General features: G+C 71.8%; 19 protein-coding genes. 11 read left to right on the forward strand and 8 right to left on the reverse strand.

Features of this window, described 5'->3' with window-relative positions:
• Positions 1-187 precede the first annotated feature (187 nt).
• The 5 genes from HF577_RS05145 to HF577_RS05165 all read right to left on the reverse strand — a co-directional run bounded on the left by HF577_RS05145 (position 188) and on the right by HF577_RS05165 (position 7,203).
• A complete protein-coding gene (locus tag HF577_RS05145) occupies positions 188-3,118 on the reverse strand; it encodes an ATP-binding protein (protein ID WP_312858950.1) in 2,931 nt (976 codons plus the stop codon).
• 163 nt (positions 3,119-3,281) lie between these two features.
• The gene (locus tag HF577_RS05150) at positions 3,282-4,559 is read right to left on the reverse strand and encodes an HNH endonuclease signature motif containing protein (protein ID WP_169394560.1); all 1,278 of its coding nucleotides are present in this window, start codon (positions 4,557-4,559) and stop codon (positions 3,282-3,284) included.
• A 667-nt stretch (positions 4,560-5,226) separates the two neighbouring features.
• On the reverse strand, positions 5,227-5,850 hold the full coding sequence (locus HF577_RS05155; protein ID WP_169394561.1) for a TetR/AcrR family transcriptional regulator: 624 nt from the start codon (positions 5,848-5,850) through the stop codon (positions 5,227-5,229).
• 394 nt (positions 5,851-6,244) lie between these two features.
• Positions 6,245-6,559: a hypothetical protein gene (locus HF577_RS05160; RefSeq protein ID WP_169394562.1), complete on the reverse strand. Its 315-nt coding sequence runs from the start codon at positions 6,557-6,559 to the stop codon at positions 6,245-6,247.
• Positions 6,556-7,203: a DJ-1/PfpI family protein gene (locus HF577_RS05165; RefSeq protein WP_312858951.1), complete on the reverse strand. Its 648-nt coding sequence runs from the start codon at positions 7,201-7,203 to the stop codon at positions 6,556-6,558. Before HF577_RS05165 ends, HF577_RS05160 begins: the two co-directional genes overlap by 4 nt.
• 185 nt (positions 7,204-7,388) lie before the next feature.
• On the opposite strand from HF577_RS05165, the gene HF577_RS05170 reads away from it, so the two are divergent.
• From HF577_RS05170 to HF577_RS05200, 7 genes are all read left to right on the forward strand, one after another.
• Entirely contained in the window at positions 7,389-8,333 is a 945-nt protein-coding gene (locus HF577_RS05170; RefSeq protein ID WP_169394563.1) for a GlxA family transcriptional regulator, read from the forward strand.
• Between the two features lie 76 nt (positions 8,334-8,409).
• Entirely contained in the window at positions 8,410-8,946 is a 537-nt protein-coding gene (locus HF577_RS05175; RefSeq protein WP_169394564.1) for a hypothetical protein, read from the forward strand.
• Positions 8,947-9,044: 98 nt separating this feature from the next.
• Positions 9,045-9,632: a copper chaperone PCu(A)C gene (locus HF577_RS05180; protein ID WP_169394565.1), complete on the forward strand. Its 588-nt coding sequence runs from the start codon at positions 9,045-9,047 to the stop codon at positions 9,630-9,632.
• On the forward strand, positions 9,629-10,849 hold the full coding sequence (locus tag HF577_RS05185; RefSeq protein ID WP_169394566.1) for a Dyp-type peroxidase: 1,221 nt from the start codon (positions 9,629-9,631) through the stop codon (positions 10,847-10,849). Before HF577_RS05180 ends, HF577_RS05185 begins: the two co-directional genes overlap by 4 nt.
• A 112-nt stretch (positions 10,850-10,961) precedes the next feature.
• Complete coding sequence (locus HF577_RS05190; protein ID WP_169394567.1) at positions 10,962-11,609, forward strand: TetR/AcrR family transcriptional regulator; 648 nt, start codon at positions 10,962-10,964, stop codon at positions 11,607-11,609.
• Entirely contained in the window at positions 11,606-12,757 is a 1,152-nt protein-coding gene (locus tag HF577_RS05195; RefSeq protein WP_169394568.1) for an acyltransferase family protein, read from the forward strand. The genes HF577_RS05190 and HF577_RS05195 overlap by 4 nt, the downstream gene beginning before the upstream one ends.
• Before the next feature lie 134 nt (positions 12,758-12,891).
• Positions 12,892-13,938 carry an ABC transporter substrate-binding protein gene (locus HF577_RS05200; protein WP_169394569.1) on the forward strand — a complete coding sequence of 349 codons (1,047 nt, stop codon included), beginning with the start codon at positions 12,892-12,894 and terminating at the stop codon, positions 13,936-13,938.
• A 22-nt stretch (positions 13,939-13,960) separates the two neighbouring features.
• Here the strand turns inward: HF577_RS05200 and HF577_RS05205 are convergent, their stop codons facing one another.
• Together HF577_RS05205 and HF577_RS05210 are read right to left on the reverse strand one after the other, a co-directional pair.
• The gene (locus HF577_RS05205) at positions 13,961-15,124 is read right to left on the reverse strand and encodes a GTP-binding protein (RefSeq protein WP_169394570.1); all 1,164 of its coding nucleotides are present in this window, start codon (positions 15,122-15,124) and stop codon (positions 13,961-13,963) included.
• Between the two features lie 31 nt (positions 15,125-15,155).
• A complete protein-coding gene (locus HF577_RS05210; protein ID WP_169394571.1) occupies positions 15,156-18,359 on the reverse strand; it encodes an ATP-binding protein in 3,204 nt (1,067 codons plus the stop codon).
• A gap of 138 nt (positions 18,360-18,497) precedes the next feature.
• Between HF577_RS05210 and HF577_RS05215 the strand changes: the two genes are divergently transcribed.
• Positions 18,498-19,352 carry a class I SAM-dependent methyltransferase gene (locus HF577_RS05215; protein ID WP_169394572.1) on the forward strand — a complete coding sequence of 285 codons (855 nt, stop codon included), beginning with the start codon at positions 18,498-18,500 and terminating at the stop codon, positions 19,350-19,352.
• Positions 19,353-19,391: 39 nt separating this feature from the next.
• Here the strand turns inward: HF577_RS05215 and HF577_RS05220 are convergent, their stop codons facing one another.
• Positions 19,392-19,937 (reverse strand): TetR/AcrR family transcriptional regulator, encoded by a 546-nt coding sequence (locus HF577_RS05220; protein WP_169394573.1) that lies wholly within the window; start codon positions 19,935-19,937, stop codon positions 19,392-19,394.
• A 75-nt stretch (positions 19,938-20,012) separates the two neighbouring features.
• Between HF577_RS05220 and HF577_RS05225 the strand changes: the two genes are divergently transcribed.
• The 3 genes from HF577_RS05225 to HF577_RS05235 all read left to right on the forward strand — a co-directional run bounded on the left by HF577_RS05225 (position 20,013) and on the right by HF577_RS05235 (position 23,866).
• The gene (locus tag HF577_RS05225) at positions 20,013-21,062 is read left to right on the forward strand and encodes an aldo/keto reductase (protein ID WP_169394574.1); all 1,050 of its coding nucleotides are present in this window, start codon (positions 20,013-20,015) and stop codon (positions 21,060-21,062) included.
• A gap of 113 nt (positions 21,063-21,175) precedes the next feature.
• Entirely contained in the window at positions 21,176-22,831 is a 1,656-nt protein-coding gene (locus HF577_RS05230; protein WP_211173814.1) for a GMC family oxidoreductase, read from the forward strand.
• Between the two features lie 147 nt (positions 22,832-22,978).
• Complete coding sequence (locus tag HF577_RS05235; RefSeq protein ID WP_169394575.1) at positions 22,979-23,866, forward strand: NmrA family NAD(P)-binding protein; 888 nt, start codon at positions 22,979-22,981, stop codon at positions 23,864-23,866.
• Positions 23,867-24,028 lie beyond the last annotated feature (162 nt).

The following is a 24,028-nucleotide window of genomic DNA, read 5'->3' on the forward strand; positions in this document are numbered from 1 at the left end:
GCGCTCGGCCTCGCCAGGCGGCAGGTCGTCGGAGACCGCCGGCTTGGCCGGGGTCACGTAGACCGAGTAGGTCAGCCTCGTCATGTTCCTCGTGCCTCCTGGGCTGTGACGGCGGGTGCTTCCTCGTGGGAATACGTTCTGGGACGCGGCCAGGTTCTCGTCGAGGTGAGCCGAGTGGTCGTTCCGCTTACCCGTCGGGCCCTCTGCGGGTGTCCGGAGCGGCGACGAGCGCGTCCCGGAGCCCTGCTCGCGAGCTGATGCCCAGCTTGGGGAAGGCGCGGTAGAGGTGGGCCCCGACCGTCCGGTGGGACAGGAAGAGCTGCTGCGCGATCTGCTTGTTGGACAGTCCCGACGCGGCCAGCATCGCGATCTCGTGTTCCTGTGGCGTGAGGGAGTCTGGTGCGCCTTCGCCGCGGCCTGCCCGGCTCTGCCCGGCGACCCGGAGTCCGTTCTCGGCCCGGCGCGACCACGGGTGGGCGCCGAGGCGCCGGAACGTCTCCATCGCTGCGATGAGGTGGTCCCGTGCGGCCGCGGCGGCACGGTTCCGCCGGAGGTGTTCGCCGAAGGCGAGCTGGGTCCGGGCGAGGTCGAACGGCCAACGATCGATGCCCGGGAGGGCGAGGGCCTGCTCGAACAGTTCGGTGGCCCGGTCGTCGGCGGCGGCGAGGGCAGTAGCGCTCCCGACGAGCAGTGCGAGCCGGGGGGAGAGCGCGGCGACGTTCGCCTCGTGCATCGCCGCGACGTGCGCTGCCGCTGCGTCCCGGCGGCCGGTTCGCAGGGCGGCCTCCACGAGATCCGCCATCACCCATAGCGCGTGCGGTGCGTAGGAGTCGAACGAACCAGCGGGGCTGATCGCAGTGGTGTGCCGGTAGGCACCGTCGAAGTCCCCGCGGCCGAGCGCGGCGAGGCCCCGGGCGTGGTGGACGAAGTGCAGCGGTCCCCTCGCTCCTCGCGGCGACGCCCACCGGATGATCTCGTCGGTCCAGGCCAGGTTCGCATCCTGGTCGCCGCGGACGGCCGCGACGAGGGCCTTGTAGTAGTGGAACTGCCACAAGAAGTGCCGGTAGCGCTGGCCGTCGCACAGCTCGAGGGCCTCGTCGGCCAGTTCCGTGATCTCGTCCCACCGGCCTGCGGTGAAGCTCCCGGCGCACAGGTGCATGGTCGACACGAGGGCCTTCATGACGGCGCCGCCCTCCCGCCCGTCGCGCAGGACGCGCCAGGAACTGGCCCGGCAGGGTCCCAAGCGGTCGAGGTGGACCGCGCAACGGGTCGTCCGCACGATCGTCGCCGGGTCGGCCTCGACGTGCAGCCGGGCCAAGGCGACGTCGAGCTCGTCGAGTACGGACGCGGTGGCGCGCACCGGGTCGAGGAAGGTCCTGGTCTGCAGGGTCATCAGGGCAGGAGCGGATGGCGTGAGCCGAGCGACCGCAGCGTGGTACGGAGCCCAGTGCTCGGGGGTCCCGCCCAGCCAGCACAGCAGCGACAGCGCCCAGAGTGCTTCGACGAGCTCGGCGTCGTCGGCCGGCCCACCCATGGACCGGTTCTCGATGGCCCCGACCAGCAGAGCGTGGGCGGTGTCGATATCCGTGTCGCCGTTCACGAGCAGGTAAGCGGTCGTGGCCGCGGCGTAGAGGGAGCCGCCCTGGTCCAGGCCGGCAGCCCGGGCGTCGACCAGCAGCTGGGACGCCGTTCCCATCTCGCCTGTCACGTCGGCCCCGATGAAGGCCGCCTGGGCCAGCCGCCTGCTCCGGTCCGCGCCGCGGGGACTGAGGTGGGCGGCCCGGACCAGCGCGGAGATGGCGCCCGTGGCGTCCCCGCGGTCGAGGCTGCGTTGCGCCGCTTCCTGGAGCAGGTGGGCCACCGGCTCGTCGGGCTTCTCGGTCGCCTCGCCCAGGTGCCACGCCCGGCGCTCGGGCCGGTTCGTCCACAGCTGCGCCAGCACCAGGTGCGCGCGGCGGCGGTCGGCGGCACTCGACATCTCCACGATCGCCGACCGGGTCAGCGGATGTCGGAAGGCCAGCCGTCCACCGCGACCGTCGACGCGCACGAGCCCCGCACGTTCGGCCGCCGCGAGGTGTTCCATCGCCCCGGGCCCGTCGCCGTCGGCCTGCACGACATGCAGGTCGCCGGTGCCGTCCAGTGCGGCGAGCAGCAGCAGCTGCCGGGTGGGCTCGGCGAGTTCTGCGATCCGGGCGGCGAACAGGGCCTGGAGCCGTCGCCCGATGGGCAGGACGGCCGGCAGCGACCGCAGCGCGTCGCAGTGGGGAAAGTTCAGCGCGGTGGGTAGCTCCACGAGGGCGAGCGGGTTGCCCTGTGCCTCCGCCAACACCCGTCGCCGCACCATGCCGGGGAGTGTGGGGAAGCGGTGATCCAGCAGGCGGCGAGCCGTCTCGTCGTCGAGCGGCTGAAGCTCGTGCTCGGGCAGGCCGCTGTGCTCGAAGAAGCCCTCGATGTCGGAGCGCGCGGCCGCCAGGAACCCGATCCGGGAGCCGTCGAGCCGGCGAGCGACGAATCCCAGCACCGCGGCGCTCGCCCGGTCGATCCACTGGGCGTCGTCGACCACGACGAGCACCGCCTGGTCGGCGGCGATCGAGCGCAGGAGCGTGAGCGTGGCGTTCGCCACGAGCATCCGGTCCGGTGCCGGTCCCGTCCTGAGCCCCAGTGCCACCGAGAGCGCGTCGCACTGCGCGGCACCGAGACGCCGGGCGAACTCGTCGAACGCGGGCAGCAGGGCCTGGTTGAGGCCGGAGAAGCCGATCCCGGCCTCGAACTCGACTCCGGCCGCCCGCAGCACCCGCATCCCGGCCGCCGCCGCCACCTCCACCGCTGCCCGGAGGAGCATCGTCTTACCGATTCCGGCATCCCCGACCACTGACAGCGCAGCGCCCGAAACAGCCGCCCTGTCGAGGAAGGAGCGAACAATCGTCAGATCATCGTTCCGTCCGAATAGCTGGATCAACGTACTACTTCGAGTCGTATGTCCATTCAGCACCGAGTCCTCCAGGCTTCCAATGCGCACGTGAGCGGGACGGAAGTTACCCATACGCGGAGTAAAGCCTGTGAGAAGTGTGCGGTATGCAGATTCCTGACGGCACGAAACCGGACGGCCATGATTCATCGCCGGTAACCGAAGAATGCCTCGAATGCGTACAGAGTGGAGATACCGCGGCCGAGCCGGTCGGCCGGGTCGTGGTGGCGGATGTAGCTGCCGGGCTAGCTGGCACAGGTCACCCCAGTGATCACAGACGCTCTGCCGACCGCGCCCCTCTGTGCGCCCCCCTTTATGCGGCGAGGTGCAGGAGTGGTTTTCGGCGGGGTCTTCGTTGGGGGTCGATCCAGGCGGGTGGGATGAGTTCGGGCAACCCGTCGCGGATGCGTACTTCCCACTCGGAGTGGTGCTGCAGGCGGTGACACGCCCGGCAGAGCATCACGCAGTTGTGCAGGGCCGTGTCGCCACCGTCCTGCCAGGCTGTGATGTGGTGGACCTCGCACCACGACGGTGGCCGCCCGCACCCGGCGCACCCACGGTCCCGCGCGGCGATCGCGCGGCGCAGCCCGTCGGAGATGGTGCGGGTGACCCGCCCGACATCGAGCGGCTGACCCTTCCCGTTCAACACCACGGGCACGACCGCGGCGTCACAGGCCAGCATCCGCAGCGATTCCGGCGACAGCGTGCCCCCGAAGTCCAAACACGCGGCGCGGGCCCGGCTCTCCAGGTCCTCCAACCGGACCAACACGTTCAGGTGCGGGCGGCGCCCACCACACGCGGGCACATCACCGTGGTCGAGCACATACCCACACACATCCGCGAGGGCCTCGGCCTGACGTTGCGCGAGGCTGCGCTGCTCGTCGCCGGTGACCGGTCGGGCGTGGGCGTCGATCACGGTGGCGACGGCGTCGAACATCGCCGCGTCATCGAACCGGCCCTTCAGGGTGCCGCCGGCCTTCCCGCGGTGACGCACCAGGTGCAGTTCGTTGACCGCGGCGGCTGGCCGGTCATCGGGCTCGGCGCCGTCCTCGTCGAGGGCCTCCACCAGCGCGGTGCCCCAGGTCTGCAGCTCCGACGGGGTGTAGACGGCGGCTTTGTCGGCGAGCTGGGCTTCCGCGCCGGCCCACACCTCGGGTGTAAGCCTTTCCGCGGCCGGGCTGGCGAGCACGCGGGCGATCACTGCGACGTGCCGCAGCCCGGTCTGCCCGGCGGCGAACACCGCCGCAGTGGCAGGCAGCCGGGCGGGCAACACGGTGCCGTCGAGCCCGACCCGCGGGCAGGCCTGGTCGGCGGCGACCACCCGCTGGCGGGCTTCGAACCGTTCCCACCCGAGCAGATCCCCCAACGCGGCCGGAGTCGACGTGTAGCCACGTTCGGCGAACGTGCCCCGCCGCTCCAGAGCCGCCACGGTGGCAACAACGACCCGGTCCAGCCGGCGGCTGGTGCCCTCGCACAAGGTGAGGACGGACAGCAGCTCGTCATCGGTGGCGCCGGTCTCAGCGGCCGCGGACAGCGCGTCGATCACCTCGACCAGGAGGCGATGGGTGGTGGTGAGCGGGCTGTCCGACACCTCTACATCATACTCGAACACATGTTCGAACCGATGTTCGTCGTCGCAGGTCAACTGCCGTTCAGCGCTCGTGGCGACGGCCTGCCGGGCTTGCCGATCGCTCCACGCCGTCCGACGCGCCACGGCCCGCCAGGCCCGCACCGGCCCACCGCGGCCACAGCGCGCTCGGCGGCCACCCACTCATCAGCCGGGTCAACAACCCGGCTGGCATTACAGCTGGCTCGGCTGCGCCTCGGCTGCGAGCACCCGCTTCCTCACCTTGGTGGATAGACACCGGCGAAGTCAGCTCCCGTATCCCGCTTCGAACCAGGACCTCGCAGTTGATGTGGCCGGCGTCCATCGCACGGACCGCGAGCATGACCTCAGCGATCGCCGAGGCCGATCCTCGGGCGGTCTCGGCGCCGATCACGGCTCGGCAGCACGCGCGCCGCGGCGTCCGGGCGGGTGCGCCCCCTCCTGGCCACCCGCCCGCCTGCTGCTCACATACGCCCGACTGGGCGCCGAATCGGAGCTGAGTCCGGATACTCGGCACTGTAAGTGGATTCAGCTCCGCTTGCAAGGGCGTCGCATGTCGCATCCGCCGGTCCGGCACGTCCGGGTCGATGCCCGCGGGCGGCTCGGGCGCGACGTGCGGTCCGCTCCTACTTGCAGGGCCTGCCGCATCCGATCATGGTGCGGCAGGGAGAGACGTGCGTTGTCCCTGCCTGCTCTTCCTTGCCCCGGACGGACTGGTGCGGCGGGCGACGAGGCCGTCCAGCAGCAGGGTGATCAGCCGTGATGCGAGGTCGCGCTGGTGCTCGTGGCCGCTGATGAGGGTGATCCCGCCGAGTGCCATGAGTACGTCCGGTGCCGACGCGTCCGCGCGGAAGTCGCCCGCCGCGATTCCGGAGGTCAGCAGGACCGCAACCGCCCCGTGGAGAACCTCGCGACTGTGCAGGCGAAGCCCCTCGCGGGTTGCGAGGATCGCGGGCAGCGCATCGGCCATGCCCTGCTTGGTCAGCATGTAGTCGACGAAGGCTTCCATCCATGCTCGCAGGGCGTCAGCGGGGGAGTGGTCATCCAGCAGGCGCGATGCCGACTCGCACAGGCGGGTCGTCTCGTTCCGGTAGGTCGCCTCGATGAGATCTTCCCGCGTCGGAAACCTGCGGTAGAGCGTCCCGATCCCCACTCCTGCCTCGGCGGCGACGGCCTTGAGCGACGTGTCGGCTCCCTCGCGGGCGAACGTGCGCGCAGCCACCTCGAGCAGGCGCTCGTAGTTCGCCTGCGCATCGGCGCGAAGTGGGCGGGGCATTGGTTCCCTCCTTGCAAGCGGAAGCGACTCCACTTATGCTACGGCCGCAACCGGACTCGACTCCGATTAAGTGTAGTGGATCAGACGCCCAAATCGGTCGCCCGCTGGAGTCAGAGTCGGCACCCGGTCGGTGGCCGGAGGGCGTTCGCCCTGGATGACGGTTGCCCGCGGCGCACACGATCGGCGGTAGCCCCGGCGATCACGTGCGGCCCCAGCACGAGGGTGGCGGCCGTGGACCGCCACCCCGCCGCACCAATCGATGCACCACTCGAACACTGGCGGCGCAGACCGGACAGCTGCTCCTCGACCTGTGTGTCTGCCGTGGCCGGAACAGCCCGTCCGCGCGTGACGCATCCGGGGGTGGGCATTGACGAACACCCTCGGCAGGTTCTCCTCACCCGGAGCGGTGACCGGTGACCTCGGTGCGGGGGAGACGTCCGGCCCGGGAGTGGCCGGTGAGCTCGTCGCCGCAGGCCGTGACGTCGAAGTCGAGGTTGAGGCGCATGGGGCGGGTCACGGCCTGTCGCCACCCGACGCGCTCGCCGTCCGGTGTGGTCTGGGTGGTGATACCCGTGAGGGGAACGGTCTCGCCATCCGCCGTGGCGGTGCCGGTGACGCCATCCGCCGTCTCGACGAAGGTGTAGCTGGCGGGGAGGGTGCCGATCGGGGTCTTGAGCTTCAGTTCCCAGGTGCCGGCGATGGCGGTCATGCGGGCGGCCGGCGCCAGGGCGTGCCGCGGCGTTCGTAGACGAAGAGCTGTTCGACGGCGTGGGCGATGTGCGGGCCGTACTCACGTTCGAGGAGGTAGAGGGCGAGGTCGAGTCCCGACGTCACGCCGCTGGCGGAGATGAGGTTCCCGTCGTCGACCACCCGCGCGTGCACGGGACGTACACCGGTGGCCTCGAGGACGTCCATGCCGAGCGGGTGCGTCACGGCGTGGCGGTTCTCGATGAGCCCGGCCATGGCGAGCGCCAGCGATCCGCCGCAGACGGCCGCCACGGTCACCTCGTGGTTGGTCAACGCCTGCTTGATCAAAGGCGCTGCAGTGCTCTGGGCCATCCGGGCCAGCAGGACGGGGATGGTCTCGACCCCGTCGTCGGGATCGCCGTCGACGGGTCCGGAGGCGCCCGGGACGACGAGGTAGCCCGGCCGGTCCGGGTCCAGGACGCTCGTTGCCTCCAAGGCCAGGCCGCGGGTTCCCGAGACGACCCGGCGCGGGCCTTCGGCGGAGACGAGCTCCACCTCCAGAGCGCCGCCGACCTCGTCACTGCCCGCGGCAAGGACCTCGAACGGCGCGATCGCGTCCAGCGGGTCGAACCCGTCGAACAGCACGATCTGGGCAGCCAACGTCATCGGCAGCACTCCTCACATCGACCCCGGCCCCTCGCCGGCGGTGCCGCCCATCGTGGACCGGGTCGCGCTGGACCACCGCTGGCTGGATGACAACATCCGACCGGATATGGCCACAGCGCCACGAGCACCATCCGGCTGGAGGTGACATCGCTGTGGCCTGCGCCGTCGTGGATATGGTCGAGGTCATGCACGTTGTCGCGGTGCTCGCGCTGCAGGACGCGATCGTGTTTGATCTGGCCACGCCGCTCGAGGTGTTCGGCCGGGTCCGGTTGCCTGACGGGCGACCGGGATACCGCCTCGTGGTCTGCGGATCCGCACCGCTGGTCGAGGCCGGGCCGGTGCGGCTGGCGACCGAGCACGGGCTCGACGAACTGGCCCGCGCCGACACGATCGTCGTGCCCGGCCGCCACCACGTCGACACCCCGACCCCGGACGATGTCCTGGCCGCCCTCCGTGCCGCTGCCGCAGCGGGGACGCGGATCGTGTCGATCTGCGTCGGCGCCTTCACCCTCGCCGAGGCGGGGCTACTCGACGGGTTGACCGCCACGACCCACTGGGCCGCCGCCGATGTGCTGGCCCGACGCCACCCGCGCGTACAGGTCGACCCGCAGGTGCTCTACGTGGACAGCGGTCAGATCCTGACCTCCGCGGGCGCGTCGGCCGGGCTCGACCTGTGCCTGCACATGATCCGCCGTGACTACGGCACCGCGGTCGCCGCCGACGCCTCCCGGCTGGCGGTCGCGCCCCTTCACCGGCACGGGGGCCAGGCCCAGTTCATCGTGCGCAACCCACCGGCGCTCGCCACGACGACACTCGAACCGGTCCTGGCCTGGATCGAGGAACACGCCCACCAGGACCTCAGCCTCGCCGATCTGGCCGCTGCCGCCCGGATGAGCGTGCGCAGCCTGCACCGGCGCTTTCATGCCGAGACCGGGCAGAGCCCGATCGAGTGGCTCACCGGAGTGCGCATCAGGCATGCGCAGGAACTTCTGGAGATGACCGACCACGGGGTCGAGACCATCGCTCGGCGAACCGGCTTCGCCAGTGCGACCACGTTCCGCACCCAATTCCGTCGCCTCGCCGGGGTCAGTCCACGCACGTACCGAGCCACCTTCCGGGCCCGCGCCTGATCCGGCACTCCCGCGGCTGACCGTTCTGTCGGGTTGCAGGCGTTCGTCGGATCACCCCGACGTAGACTCCGCCGTCATGCCCACGTCGAGCGGCGCCCGGCGCGTCCGCTCAGCGGCGTTCGCGGCGTGTGCGGTGGGCCTCGCCCTCGGTGCGCACGTCACCGCGGGCGGCGAGGCACCCGACGTCACGCTTCTCCTGGTGCTGGGCGTCCTCGTCGAGGCGGCCTCGTCGACGTTCGCCCGCCGGCCACGGGGCGCGATCGCCACGGCCGTCGCGCTGCTCTCGGCTCAGGTGGCGCTGCACGGCTCGTTCATGATCCCCGGCCCGGCACATGCCGCGCACGTGAGCCATCTCCCGTCCCCGCCGATGCTCGTCGCGCACGGGCTCGCGGCCCTCGTCCTCGCGGTTCTCCTCGTCCGCGGCGAGCAACTGATCACGCACGTCGCCCGCGTGCTCGTGCCGGTGGCGCTGCTGCGGCCGTTCCGGCCGCTGCCGGTGCGCCGGCTCATGATCGTCCCTCCCGGCGACCTTCCCCGGCCGCGTCCCACGGTGACGCTGCACGACCTCAGCAGGCGCGGACCCCCGGATCGCTGTCTCGCGACGCACGCCTGACCGGATCTCCCATCCCGGTTCGGTGCGCCGCGGCGCGCTTCGCCGGCCAGGGCGTGGTCGTCCGGCCGGATCCACACACCGAATCCGAGGGATCTCGCATGCTTGTTTCCGCACGTCCGCTTCGCGGCCCGCTCCTGGTGATCACGACCGCCTGCGTCATCGGGATCGCGGGGTGCGCCGGTGGCGACCCGTCACCCGCAGCCGCCCCATCCGCAGCCGCCCCATCCGCAGCCGCCGCATCCCCAGCCGTCTCGGCGCCGGCCGTCACGGTCGCCGATCCGTGGGTCAAGACCGCCGAGTCGGGGATGACCGCGGCGTTCGGCACGTTCAGCACGACCGGGTCCACACCGGTGACCGTCCTGTCCGCTCAGACCTCGGCCTCGTCGCGCACGGAGCTGCACGAGGTCGTCGTCGGTGACGACGGTGCGATGACGATGCGGCCCAAGGGCGACGGCTTCGTCATCGAGCCCGGCGCACCGCACGTGCTCGCTCCCGGAGGGGACCACATCATGATCATGGATCTGGCCTCGCCGATCCGCCCGGGTGACCAGATCGACGTCACGCTCTCCCTGTCCGACGGTTCTACGACCCGGTTCTCGGCCCTGGCGAAGGAGACCAGCGGTGGGGAGGAGAACTACGACGACGGCGCCGGCAGCATGCACATGTCGGGAGGGCAGGGCGGATGAGCGCGCTGGGTCCCTCGCTTCGTCGCCGGGCCCTGCTGCTGGGAGGTGCTGCCGCGGTCGTCGGCGGCGGCACCGCGGCGGCGCTCGCGGTCCGGGACGGCGACCCGGAGGTCAGGCCGGTCGCGGTGGCCCCGGTGGGTGCCGAGACCGTTCCGTTCCACGGTGTCCACCAGCCCGGCATCGACACCCTTCCGGCGCAGGCGCATGCCGTCTTCCTCGGGCTCGATCTGAACCCCGGCAGCGGACCTGCCGAGGTGGGTCGGTTGATGCGGTTGCTCAGTGATGACGCCGCGCGGCTGATGAGCGGGCGCGCTCCGCTCGCGGCCGAGGACCAGGAGCTCGCGGTCCTGCCCTCACGGTTGACCGTGACCTTCGGGTTCGGTGCGGGACTGTTCGACGCGATCGGTCGTGCGGGGGACTGCCCCGCCGTCGTCCGGGAGCTACCCGCGTTCCCGGCCGACCGGCTGGACCCACGATGGTCGGGCGGTGACCTGCTCCTGCAGGTCTGCTCCGACGATCCGGTGCCGCTGGCCTACGCGGTGCGCCGGCTGGTCAGAGACGCTCGCAGCATGACGTCGGTGCGCTGGGTCCAGCGCGGGTTCAACCCCGCCCGTGGGCCGGAGCCGGCCGCGGTGACGCCGCGCAACCTCTTCGGCCAGCGCGACGGCACGGCCAATCCCGCCTCCGGTTCCCCGGAGCTGGCCGAGTCCGTCTGGGTGCGCGACGGCCCGTCGTGGTTCGTCGGCGGCAGCGTGCTGGTGCTGCGGCGGATACGGATGGATCTGGACACCTGGGACGACTTCGGCCGGGTGGGGAAGGAGATGGCGCTCGCCCGCCGGCTCGACACCGGCGCCCCGGTGACCGGTGGTGGCGAGTTCGACGAGGTGGATCCGCGAGTGGTGGACGAGCGCGGCATGCCGATGGTGGCGGCGAGCGCGCACGTCGTCCGGGCCAAGGCGCGTACTCCGGCCGAGCGGATGTTGCGCCGCGGCTACAGCTACGACGACGGGCCCACTCCGGACGGCGCGCCCGATGCGGGTCAGCTCTTCGCCGCCTACCAGGCGGACGCGGCCACCGCGTTCGTGCCGGTGCAGGGCCGCCTCGCCGAGTCCGACGTGATGAACCTGTGGGTCACCCATGTCGGGTCGGCCGCCTTCGTCATCCCACCGGGATGCGCGGACGGCGAGTTCGTCGGGCGGGCCCTCCTCGGAACGTGATCTGAGGTCCCGACCGCTCGATGGGCGGTTCCCTCTCGCCGAGGGAGCCGCCCATCGGCATCTTCCGGCCGGACATAGGGTGCAATCTGGTCAATTGTGCTACTTTCTGGCCATGCGGCCAGAAAGCAGGGCGACCGGTCAGAAGGCGGCGTCCTTCATCGAGGAGGCCCGCCGCGCGCAGATCATCGAGTGCGCCGTCGAGACCTTCGCGGAGCTGGGCTTCGTGGCCACCTCGCTGGCGCGTATCGCCGAGCGCGCCGGGATCAGCAAGGGCGTGATCTCCTACCACTTCGCCGGCAAGGCCGAGCTGATGGACCAGATCGTCGAGCAGGTCTACCGCGAGATCGCCGGGTTCGTCCTGCTGCGTATGGAGGGGGAGACCACCGCGACCGGTGCGCTGCGGGCGAACATCCGCGCGGTCGCCGTGTACATGCGGGACCATCCCACCCACCTGCTCGCTCTCGGCGAGATCTTCAAGAACGTCCGTACCGCCGACGGCAAGCGCCGCTACGGCACCGCGTTCAACGAGCCGGTCTACGAAGCGCGAGCGGAGATGTTCCGCCAGGGCCAGCGGTCCGGCGAGCTCCGCTCCTTCGACGCCCGCGTGATGGCCATCACCGTGCAGGCCGCGATCGACGAGATGTTCGCCTACTGGGTGACCTACCCCGAGCACGACCTGGAAGCGCACGCGGACGAACTGGCCGACCTGTTCGAGCACGCCACGCGAGCCGAACACCCCGGGGGAACGGCAGACCGATGACCCGACCCGTCGAAGAACCGACCACCTCGCCCGCCACCTACCCGCGACTCCTCCACGTCGACAACCTGCGCACCGCTCTGACGGTGCTCGTCGTGATCCACCACGCCGCGCTCGGCTACAGCAACGTCCCGGGCTGGTACTACGTGGAGCCGCCGACCGACTCCTCCGCAACGCTCCTGGACGTCCTGCTGGTGCTCAACCAGGCGTTCTTCATGGGCGCCTTCTTCCTCATCTCGGCGCTCTTCGTGCCGGGCTCCTACGACCGCAAGGGCCCCCGGCGCTTCGTCGGGGAACGGCTGCTGCGACTGGGAGTCCCGCTGGTGCTCTGGCTGCTGGTGCTCCGTCCCCTGGCGACCATCGGCCGCTACATCGAGGCGAGAGACGCCGCCGCCCAGCACGGGACCGACCTGCCGTACTGGCAGTTCTACCTCCTCTCGTTCAACCCCGGGCCGATGTGGTTCGTCGGGGTGCTGCTCGTGTTCAGCGCGCTCTACGTCGCGTGGCGGCGCCTGGCAGGCGAGGGCCGGGATGAATCCGGTCCGGCCACGGGCCAGGCGCCCGGCGCTGTCGCGATCGCCGGGTTCGTCATCGGGCTGGCGCTGGTGACCTACCTGTGGCGCATCGCGGTGCCGATGGACTTCCGGCTCCCCGGCCTGCCCACGCCCGCCTACCTGCCGCAGTACGCGGCGCTGTTCGTCGTCGGGCTGATCGCGACCAGACGCGGCTGGCCGGCGGGCCTCTCCGGCACGGCAGGCCGGGCCGGGTTCGCGACCGCGGCCGTCGCCGCAGTGTCGATCGTTCTCCTCCTGGCGTCCGCCGGAGACGCGGTCCTGGGCCAGGGCACCTGGCCGTCCCTGGTGATGGCGCTGTGCGAGCAGGCGCTGGCCGTCGGCCTGATCCTGGGCCTTCTCGTGCTGTTCCGGGAGCGCCTCGCCCACCAGGGACGCGGACGCCGGAACCTGTCGGCGCACGCCTACACCGTCTACGTCACCCACCCGCTCGTGCTGGTCGCCCTGGGCTACGCCCTCAGCGACGTGCAGGCGCCTGCCGCGGTGAAGTTCGCGCTGCTGGCCGTCCTCGGGGTGCCGCTGTGCTGGGTGATGGCGTTCGGGGTCCGCGCCCTGCCGGGTGCGAGCAAGGTGCTCTAGCGCTCCGCCACCGCCGCTGCGCGCAGGTCGCGCACGCCATTGATCACAAGGTGCACTCCTGGTCGCTCGGGTTGGCTACTGTCCCGCCGTCGGTAAGGACAGGGTAAGCAAACTCGATCGAGGAGAGCCATCTGATGCGGCGAGCGCACGGTGCGATGGGTGCGGTACTTGCGGTACTCGTCCTGGCGGGGTGCGGGAGCGGGGATACCACCGCAGCCACGGGAGCACCGGTCACCGCGACGGAAGCGGCTGCGCCCGCCGCGTCGGTGGACGCCCCGCCCGGCCCGGTGGCGATCCCGCAGGGGATGGGTGCGCCCGAGGGAGACGGCGTGTTCCCCCGGACGATGCACCACTTCGGAGGGACGACCACGATCAGCTCCCCGCCGCGGCGGGTGGTGGTGATCGCCACCGGGCAGACCGACGCGGCGCTCACACTCGGTGTCGTGCCGGTCGGCGTGGCCTTCGGCGACGATGCGGAGCTCATCCCGCGGTACGTGAAGGACGCGTTCCCGCAGTACGCCGGTCAGCTCGCCACCGTGGCCTCCGTCGGGTCCCGGCAGAGTCCCAACCTGGAGGCGATCGCCGCGCTGCGTCCCGATCTCATCCTCGCGAACGCCGCCGCGGCGCAGGAGATCTATCCGAAGCTGTCCGGGATCGCGCCGACCGTGCTGGTGCAAGGGACCGGCGTCAACTGGAAGCAGGACTTCCTGATGCTGGCCGACAGCCTCGGCCTGCAGGGCAGGGCTCAGGCCTACATCGACGGCTTCGACGCCGACGCGGCCGCCCTGGGCGCGTCCGTCGGTGACGAGACGATCTCGTTCGTGCGGATCACCGCGGACCGCACCCGCATCTTCGGGGTCGCATCGTTCCCGGGGTTCATCGCGTGGGACGCGCGCCTCGCCCGCCCGGCGCCGCAGCAGTTCGACAAGACCTCCCAGGACCTCTCGGGGGAGGAGCTGCGACTCGCCGACGGCGACTGGGTCTTCTACTCCGTGCAGGGCGCGACCAGCGAGGCGGCGGCGGCCGAGACGGCGTCGACGTCGAGTCCGCTCTGGCGGTCGCTCTCGGCGGTCGAGGACGGTCATGCCGTTCTCGTCGACGACGACCCGTGGTACCTGAACGCCGGGCCGACGGCGGCCCGACTGGTTCTCACCGAGCTTCGCGCGTCGCTCACCTCCTGAAGGGCCGCGGTGCCCGCGTCCGTCAACGGGCGCGTTCGGGATGCGGGTGGTCGTGCACCGCGTCGATGTCCCAGGCGGGGAGCGGGTCGTGCAGCCGGCGCCAGGCCTGCGGACCGGCGGCGAGCTCGGCGTCGGTCAGCAGGGCGGGGTCGAGACGGCGGCGCGGTTCGTCGGGGTCCAGTCCCACGCCGATGAACACGAGCTCCTGGCCCGGGCTCCCGTCGGTGGGGCCGAGCAGCTGGCCGGGTTCGAGGACGAGGTTGGGGCCTGCCTGCGACCACACGGAGAGCACGTCGGGGCGGCTGGCGATGTGGCAGAAGCCCTTGCTGCGGAGCACGCCCCGCCAGTTGTCGAGGGCCGCGACCAGCCGGCCGGGGTGGAAGGGCCGCGCGGCTCGGTAGACGACGGAGGAGATGCCGTACTCCTCGGTCTCGGGGGTGTGGTTGCCGGCCAGCTCCGCGGCCCAGCCGGGGGCCTGTGCCGCGGTGACCGGGTCGTAGCGGCGGGTCTCGAGCACCTCGGCGAGGTCGACCACGCCGCAGTGGGCGTGCAGGAGCCGGGCGGCCGGGTTGAGCTTGCGCAGCACGGACTCGACGGTGCCCAGGCCGGCGGGGGAGACGAGGTCGGTCTTGTTCAGCACCAGGACGTCGGCGAACTCGACCTGGTCGACGAGCAGGTCGGAGATGCTGCGCTCGTCGCCGTCGGCGGCTTCGAGGCCGCGCTCCGCCAGCAGGTCGCCGCGGACGAGCTCGGCGAGGAACCCGGCGACGTCGACGACGGTGACCATCGTGTCGAGCCGGGCGTGGTCGGACAGGCTGGTGCCGTCCTCGAACGTCCAGTCGAACGTGGCGGCCACCGGCATCGGTTCGGAGATGCCGCTGGACTCGATGAGGATGGTGTCGAAGCGGCCGCCGCGGGCCAGCTCACCCACCGCTTCGAGCAGGTCCTCGCGCAGGGTGCAGCAGATGCACCCGTTGGTCAGCTCCACCAGCTTCTCCTCGGTGCGGTCCAGGCTGCCCTGGCCGGCGACGAGGGCGGCGTCGATGTTGACCTCGCTCATGTCGTTGACGATCACCGCGACCTTGCGGCCCTCTCTGTTGCCCAGCACGTGGTTGAGCAGCGTGGTCTTGCCGGCTCCGAGGAACCCGGAGAGCACGGTGACGGGGACACGGGTGGTGGGAGGCATGAAGTAATGATAATCATTGTCAACAGAAGGACTAGTCCCGGTGTGGTGCGAGCGTCCAGGTGACCGCTTCGGTGGGCTGGTAGCAGCACCGTGTTCCGGTACGGACGGAGCGGTCCAGGTGCCCGCCGAGCTCGGGATGGACGAGCCCGATCCGGCGGATGGCGTCGCGGATCCGCGCGGTCACGGCCTTGCGGGCCCGTTCCGTGGTGCTCGAGCCGAGCGCGCGTGGACGACCGGCGAGCCCGGCGGCCCGGCGCAGCTCGGAGAGCAGCGCCGTGTGCTGCAACTCCAGTTCCTGCACGCGGCCGAGGTCGTGGTCGTCCCTGGTGAGCTGGAGTTCGCGGTCGATCTCGGCGAGCCGGTGGCGATAGGCGGCGCGCGCCCGGGGATCGAGCAGGTCGCCGTCGTTGTGGTCACCGGTGGTGGCCCCGGCCAGTTCGATCACGTGCACGTCGGCTCCGGGGCGGGCGAGCAGCACCGCCAGATCGGCCAGGCCCTTGATGTCGGGAAGGTGAGCCGTGCTGTCGCGGTACCGGATCCGCCACAGCTCGCCGTCGCGGCGCAGCTCCGCGACGCCGGACCTGTGCGGGGTCACGCGTCCCACGGAGGGGGCGAGGCGCGCGGCGACACCGTGCAGACCGTGCTCCGCCGCCAGCGCGGTAGCGCGTTCGGCGTGCTCCGGGGAGGCGGTGAGCCTGGCCAGCTCCAGGCAGGTCTCGGCCTCCCACGGGCGCGCGCCGAGCCGCCGATGCACAGCCAGGGCCTGCAGCAGGGAGCGCTCGGCGTCGGCCCGCCGACCGAGTGCGCCGGAGAGCACCCCGGCCCAGTGGGCGTTGCTGCCCATGAAGCAGACCAGCGCGCCGTTGACGCCGCAGCTGCCGGTCACCGGCCCCAGCTCCGCGAGCAGCTGGGTGCAGACCTCGTGGTCGCGTAGGCCGACCGCCGCGGTGGTCATCGACCCGACGAACACCGACCAGAGATAGGACCGGTCGGCACGCCAGGTGTCCAGAGCGAGGACGGTGTCGAGGGCGCGGCGGGCGGCCTCGAGGTCTGCCTCGTCACCGGCCAGCGCGAGGAACCCGGCAGCCACCGCATGGGCGTGCGAGGGCACGCCGACCCACCAGCGGACGGCCTCGGCGGCAGTGGCCCGCAGCCGCTCAGGGTCACCACGCGCTCGTACCAGCCCCAGCTGCTGGGACATGCGCACGTTGCCGGCATCGGGTTCGGCGATGCGCTCGCCGAGCGCATTCGCGTCACCGATGAGGTTCTCGGCGTCGTCGAGCCGGCCATCGATGAGCGCGAGTGCGCCGCGACGGGTCGCCACCAGGTAGTCGTGGTGGGGTTGGCGCAGCTGCTCGGCCGCGTGCAGGTACTGGGCCAGCGCCGAGCGGAACGCGGCCGAGCCTTCCTCCAGCAGCGCGTTGGCGGTGAGCAGCAGCCCGTCCGCGTGCCGCTCGGCGTCCCCGGCGCGTTCGGCGAGCTGCGTGATCTCCCGGGCGATGCCGACCCGCTGCGCCGCGCGGCCCGGCGTCCACAGCACGTCGTGGCGGGCGAGCAGACAGGAGTGGAGGGTCTCCGGGTCGTCGATCCCGCGAGCCAGGTCGATCGCCTTCTCGGACAGCGGCCCCGCCCGCGGCCGCTGTTCGGGCACCGAGTGGTGCAGCTCGCGCGCCAGACCGGCGAGGAGCTGCGCCTCCAGCGCGGTGCCGGTGCCGCGCGACGCGGCGAGTGCGCCCTCCAATACGGCGACGACGGCGTCGCGCGGCATCGCGAAGCGCGCACCGAGCCGCTGGACGCCCAGCGCGACCCGACCCAGCCGCTCCCCGTCACCGAGCGAGGTGGCCCGTTGCCACGCGTCGTCGAGCAGTGCTCGGGCGCGGGTCGGATCTCCGGCCCGCGCCTGGGCGTCGGCCTCCTCGGCCAGCAGGTCGACGAGGGCCGGACCGGCGCCCACGCCGGCGTCCTCCACCGCGCGGCGGGCGCGGGCGAGGTGTCCGGCCGCCTCGCCGAAGGCGAGCCTGCGGCGTTCGACGTCGGCTGCCGCGTGGGCCCAGCGGACGGCGCGCACTCCGCCCTCGACCGGAACCGCCGCGGCACAGTGGCGGGCGAGGTCGGCCGCGAGCACGGCGGCGCCGCGCTCGTGCCGGTGTTCGAGGGCATCGGCGATGCGGCCGTGCAGGTGGAGCCGCCGCTCGACCGTGATCCCGGCGACGATGCTCTCCCGGAACAGGTCGTGCGCGATCCGGGTCCGCGCGGGCACGTGGTCACGCGCGAGCACCCCGGCCGCCACCCCTTCCTCACACAGGGCCGCCACGGTCGCCTGATCGACGCCGCAGACCGCGCCGAGCACGTCGGGCACCAGGTCGGTGCCGGCCACCGCAGCCGTCTCGACCATCGCCACGGCACCGGCGGACAGCCGTGCCGTCCGGTGCGCCACCACCTCGCGCACCGCCGCCGGAACCTCACCGGCCGATCCTGCGGGGTCCGCGAGCAGCTCGGTCAGCTGCTGGGCCAGGAACGGGTGCCCACCGGTGCGGCGATGCACCTCGTCGGCCCAGCGCTGCGCTCCCGCGCCGTCCACCGTGTCCGTCACCAGCTCGAACACCTCGTCCCGCGACAACCCGCGCAACGCCACGAGCTCGCTGTGCGCGGCGAGCTCGTCCAGCACCGCGGCCGCGGTCGCGTCCAGCTCGTCGTCCCGGTATGCGCCGATGATCACCAGCGGGATCGGGCGGTAGGGCCGTGCGAGAAACCGCAGCAGCGCGAGTGACGAGGCATCGGCCCACTGCAGGTCGTCCAGCACGAGAAGTGCCGGACCCTGCCTGGCCAGCCCTTCGACGAACCGGGCGACCGCGTCGAACAGCCGCAGCCTCGCCGCATCCGTGTCCGGCCGGTCGTCCGGACGGGGCCCGGGCCCTGCCGGTGCCAGCTCGGGAAGCACCCGCGCCAGCTCCACGGTGTCGGCAGCGGTGAGCGCGGCGGCTGCGGGTTCGAACGCGCTCGACAGGCCGCGCAGCGCGGTCGTCCACGGCCACATGGCCGGCGTTCGTTCGGCATCCGCGCACGTCCCCCAGCCGACCGGCAGCCCTGCGCGCAGCACCGCCTCGCCGACCAGCGTGGTCTTGCCGATGCCTGCCGGCCCGCTGACCAGGACCAGGCGAGCCCGGCCCCGTGACGCGTCCGCGACGGTCGCGAGCACACGGGACAACGGTCTGGTGCGGCCGACGAAGGCCATGGCGAGATTGTGCACCGCACCTGCCGCCCCGGACAGCGCCACGGACGGCCGGCGAACCGCGTGGCGGAACCTGGCGGGTGCGTCCCCGGAACTGGCGCCTCTCTGGTGAGGCACCCTTCGACCACAACGGAGATCGCCATGACTGTCACGTTCGACCCGATCCGCTACAAGAACACCACCCGGGCGCAGTGGGAGGACGCCGCCGCGGCCTGGCACAGGTGGGGCCCGACGATCGAGGACTGGCTCGGCGAGGCGACGGCGCTGATGCTGGACGCGACCGACGTCCGGACCGGCAGCACCGTGCTCGACGTCGCAGCAGGCGCCGGAGGCCAGACGCTTGCCGCAGCGCGCCGGGTGGGCCCGGCCGGGCACGTCCTCGCCACCGACATCTCGCCCGCGATCCTCGCCCACGCCGCGTCCGAAGCGGCCGCCGCCGGCCTCACGAACGTGCAGACCAGGGAGCTCGACGGCGAGCGGCTCGACGTCGACGCGGCCGCGTTCGACGCCGTGATCTCGCGCCTGGGCCTGATCTACCTGCCCGACCAGGCGGGAGCGCTGGCCGCGCAGTACCGCGCGCTGCGACCTGGGGGCCGGGTTGGGGCGATCGTCTACTCGACCGCCGAGCGCAACGCCTTCTTCGCCGCCCCCGTGTCGATCATCCGGAGACGCGCGAGCCTGCCCCCACCCGCGGCCGGGCAGCCTGGACCGTTCAGTCTCGGTGACCAGGGCGTGCTCGCCGAGATGCTGCGCCGCACCGGCTTCCGCGACGTCGGGACGCAGATCGTCGGGGCGCCACTCCGGATGCCCACGGCCGCGGAGTGCGTCCGGTTCGAACGCGAGTCCTTCGGCGCGCTGCACCAGATGCTCGCCGGCCTCGCACCCGAGGACCGCGAGGCGGCCTGGCAGGAGATCGGTGCCGAGCTGGAGCGGTTCGAGGGGCCCTCGGGGTTCACCGGCCCGTGCGAGCTGATCGTGGCCTGGGGCGTCAAGTGACCAGCCTCCCCTCCGTGTCCGTGCGTGACGCCGAGGGGATCACGGCTGCTGCCGGCGCCTGCTGAGTCCGTCGAGGATCAGTCCGAGCATGGGCTGCGATCGGTCCTCCGGCCCCGATGCTGCCCGCCACAGGGCGCCGGTGAGCTGGAGGAAGTCACGGGGATCCGCGTCGGCGCGGATGCTGCCGTCGCGTCGGCCTGCGTCGAGGAGCTGTGTGATGGCGGCGATCACCGGACCGTAGGTCTGTTCGGTGATCGACTGATGCGCGCCAGGGCTGAGCGCATCACCGAGACCGTGCTTCTTCCGCATGGCGTCCACCAGGTCGGTGGTCCAGCGCCGCAGCGCCTCCAGCGGGGACAGTGTGGCCAGCAGTCCTGGCACCGAGTCGATGAGCTGGTCGACCTCGAGCTGGTAGATGGCGAGGACGAGAGCCTCGCGAGTGGGGAAGTTCCGATACAAGGTGCCCGGCCCCACGTTGGCACGCTGGGCGATCTGGTTCATCGAGATGTCGCCGCTCTCGGCGAAGGCCTCGCGGGCGGCCGCCAGGATGCGGGCCCGATTCTCGCGTGCGTCCGAGCGAACCACGGCAGCCCCCTTTGCGATCTGGAGAGTTCTCCACTACCGTAGGTGGAGAACTCTCCGGAACGATAGAGGAGCATCGTGCGCTACATCAAGCTCGGCACCACTGGTCTCGACGTCTCGCCGATCGCCATCGGGGCGATGACGTACGGCGACCCCCACCGCGGCCACCCGGTCTGGTCGCTGGACGAGGAAGCCAGCCGCCCGCTCGTCAAGCACGCCCTCGAGGCGGGCATCAACTTCTTCGACACCGCCAACCTGTATTCGTACGGCTCCAGCGAGGAGATCCTGGGCCGCGCGCTCAAGGACTTCGCGGACCGGGACGACGTCGTGATCGCCACCAAGCTGCGCCACCCGATGCGGCCGGGACCGAACGGGAAGGGCCTGTCCCGGAAGGCGATCATGGCCGAGGTCGACCACAGCCTGCGGCGGCTCGGCACGGACTACATCGACCTCTACCAGATTCACCGCAACGACCATGCCACGCCGCTCGAGGAGACCCTCGAAGCCCTGCACGATCTGGTAAAAGCGGGCAAGGTCCGGTACCTCGGCGCGTCCTCGATGCATGCCTGGGAGTTCGCCAAGGCCTTGCACCTGCAGAAGGAGCACGGCTGGGCGCGGTTCGTGTCGATGCAGGACCACTACAACCTGCTCGCCCGCGAGGAGGAGCGCGAGATGATCCCGCTCTGCCTCGATGAGGGAGTGAGCACGATCATCTGGAGCCCGCTCGCTCGCGGCCGGCTGGCTCGCCCGTGGGAGGCTGCGAAGTCGACCGCCCGGGCCGAGGCCGACGGCGGGTACGCGGACCTGCTCTACACCCCGCTCACCTCCGACAGCGACCGCGCGATCATCGATGCCGTCGGCGTGATCGCGGCCGGGCGTGGTGTCACCCGGGCCCAGGTCGCGCTGGCCTGGCTGCACAGCAAGCCGGTCGTCGCCGCTCCGCTCGTCGGCGCCAACACGACTGCTCAGATCGACGACGCCGTCGCGTCGCTGGAGATCGAACTCACCGACGAGGAGCTCGCCGCCCTCGAACGGCCCTACACGCCCCGCCACGACTTCCAAGGCATCTCCGACGAAGCCGAGCTGCAACAGATCCGCGAGCGGGTTCCGGGTTACGCGAACGCCTGAGGGCCTGCAGCACACGGGTCGGGCACGTCGCGTCAGCGGCGCCGCAGGCCGACGCGGACCCTCTCCGCCTGCCCGGCGGCTTTCACCCACTGCTTCTCGGAAGGACTCCGACTGTGCCCACGTCCGTGCCCTCGTCCACCGGCGTTCCGCCGGAACAGGACGACCGTCCGTTCGACCACATCATCGTCGGCGGGGGAGCCGCCGGCAGCGTGCTTGCCGCACGGCTGAGCGCCGACCCCGGCTGCCGGGTGCTCCTGCTGGAGGCGGGACCGGCCGACGACGATCCCCGCATCGAGCCGCCGCACGGCCTGTTCGGAGGGCTGCTGCGGGGGGAGCTCGACTGGAGCTACGACACGGTGCCGCAGGAGCAGCTGGGCGGGCGGACCGTTCCGATCTCCGCGGGCCGGGTCCTGGGCGGGGGCGGCTCCATCAACTACCAGGCCTGGTACCGCGGCCACCCGTTCGACTACGACGGCTGGGCGGCGAGTGGCATGACGGGCTGGAGCTGGGAGGAGGTCCTGCCCGCCTTCCGTCGCAGCGAGGACCACGAGCTGGGGGCATCTGCGCTGCACGGGGTCGGCGGCCCGATCCCGGTCACCACGCCCGAGGACGTCAGCCCGCTGTCGCTGGCTTTCATCGCGGCCGGGGTGGAGTACGGCCTACCGCTCAACCGGGACTTCAACGGCGAGCGACTCGACGGAGTGGGCCTGCTCTACAGCAACGTCCGTGACGGCGAGCGCCACAGCGCCGCCAGAGCCTACCTGCGGCCGGCCGCGGACCGCCCCAATCTGGTTGTCCGGACGCGGGCGTTCGTGCGCCGGGTGCTCCTGGACGGTCGCCGGGCGACCGGCGTCCGGTACTCCGACGCGCTGGGGCAGTCGTTCGAGGTCCATGCCGACTCGGTGACCCTCGCGGCGGGCGCGGTGCGCACCCCGCAGCTGTTGATGCTGTCCGGCATCGGTCCCGCCGACCACCTGCGCGAGCACGGCATCGAGGTGATCGCACACGTCCCCGGGGTGGGCGCGAACCTCCAGGATCACCCCTCGGCGCTGATCGGCTGGCCGGTGGTCCGGGGGGCCACCTGGCTGGACGCGTTGAGCGACCGGAACCAGGCGCTCTACGCCCAGGAGCGCCGCGGGCCGCTGGCATCCATCGGGCAGGCCGGGGCGTTCCTGCGCTGCGGCGCCGGGGCCGAGGCACCCGACATCGAGCTGACGCCGATGCTGATCGACCTGCTGGGCAACAGCGTGCCGGGGTTCTCGTGCCTGGTCACGCTACTGAAACCGGAGAGCCGTGGCAGCGTCCGGCTCGCCTCCACCGACCCGGAGGCCGCGCCCGTCATCGACGCCCGGTACCTGGAGAGCGCCACCGATCGCACGCTGGTCGTCGAGGGGCTTCGCCGGACCCTGGAGCTGTGCGACAGCCCGATCATGCGTGCGCTGATCGGCCCGGCGTCCTTTCCGGCGTCGACCGACCACGCCTCACTGCTGGAATCGGCGCGCGCTTCTCTCATCTCGACCAACCACCCGGTCGGAACCTGCCGTGCGGGCATCGATGGGATGTCGGTCGTGGACCCCGCGCTGCGAGTCCATGGCGTGACCGGCCTGCGCGTCGTGGATGCCTCGATCATGCCGACGATCCCGCGCGGCAACACCCACGCCCCCTCCGTGATGATCGGCGAGCGCGCCGCCGAGCTCATCGGCAACGAACAGGGCCGTTCGCCCCGGCCGGCGCTTCCGTCCCCCTCCCCGGTCCCGGAGGGCAGCTGAGGGTCGCGCGCACGTCGACGTCCCTGCTCGGTAGCCGCGAGCCTGATAGAGTATGACCGTAATCCAATGGCAATCCGGGGATCACGGTCGGCGGCGGCACGGTGCCGGAAGGCCGGACCGTCACCCGTAGCGAGGGAAGAGGACGAAATGACCACGATCCTGGTCACCACTGCGAACGGTGCGACCGGCAGGCCGATGGTGGACCACCTGCTCGAGGCGGGCTTCACGGTCCGCGCCATGGTTCGCGCCGACGACCAGCGGGCACAGCGGCTGCGCGAGAAGGGCGCCGAGGTCGTCTTCGGCGACCTGCTCAGCTTCCGCGACGTCCGGGCCGCCCTGCAGGGCGTCCAGCGCGCCTACTTCAACTACCCGCTCGGCGCAGGTCTGGTGGAAGCCGCGGTCATGTTCGCGCAGGCGGCGCGCGAGCAGGATCTCGAGCTCATCGTGAACATGTCGCAGATCCAGTCCCGTCCCCGGGCGCGCAGCAAGGCGACGCAGAGCCACTGGCTGTCCGAGCAGGTCTTCGACTGGTCCGGCGTCCCCACCACCCAACTGAGAGTCACGTTCTTCATGCAGTGGCTGCTCTACACCTCCGGGCTGATCCGTCACGGCCGCTACGTCATGCCCTTCGACGGAGACAGCCGCTTCGCCCCGATCGCCGCCCGTGACATCGCCCTGACCGCTGCCAACATCTTCGCCTCCCCCGAGAAGCACGGTGGGCGGGTCTACACCCTCACCGGCTCCGTGGAGTACAGCCACACGGAGCTCGCCGCCGAGGTGAGCCGGGTCCTGGGCACGGACCTGCCTTTCGAACAGGTCACCGCAACGGAGTTCCTGGAGCTGATCGGCCAGAAGCGTGAGAGCGCCGTGCTCCAGCACTTCGAGGCCGCCGCCATCGACCTGCAGGAGGGCCGTCTGGCGGGGGTCACCGACGCAGCCCCGAGCATCAACGGGCAGCGGCCCACGACGGTGGAGGCGTTCGTCAACGGGTACCGGGCCCTGTTCGAAACGGACTACGCGCAGGCGGAGAACTAGATCCGCTCCGCAACCGTCGCCGCTGCGGGCCCCGGCGGCCGTGGGTGGCCGGTTGCCATGGCTGTGCCTGCCGGCGGCGGGGCGTCGCCGACCGATGCCGCGGCTTCGGCGAGCGCTGCCAGGAGCGCGGTGGTGGCGGGTGGGTCGGGCGGTTCGCCGTAG

The organism is Pseudonocardia xinjiangensis (genome assembly GCF_012911925.1).
Lineage (GTDB): Bacteria > Actinomycetota > Actinomycetes > Mycobacteriales > Pseudonocardiaceae > Pseudonocardia > Pseudonocardia xinjiangensis.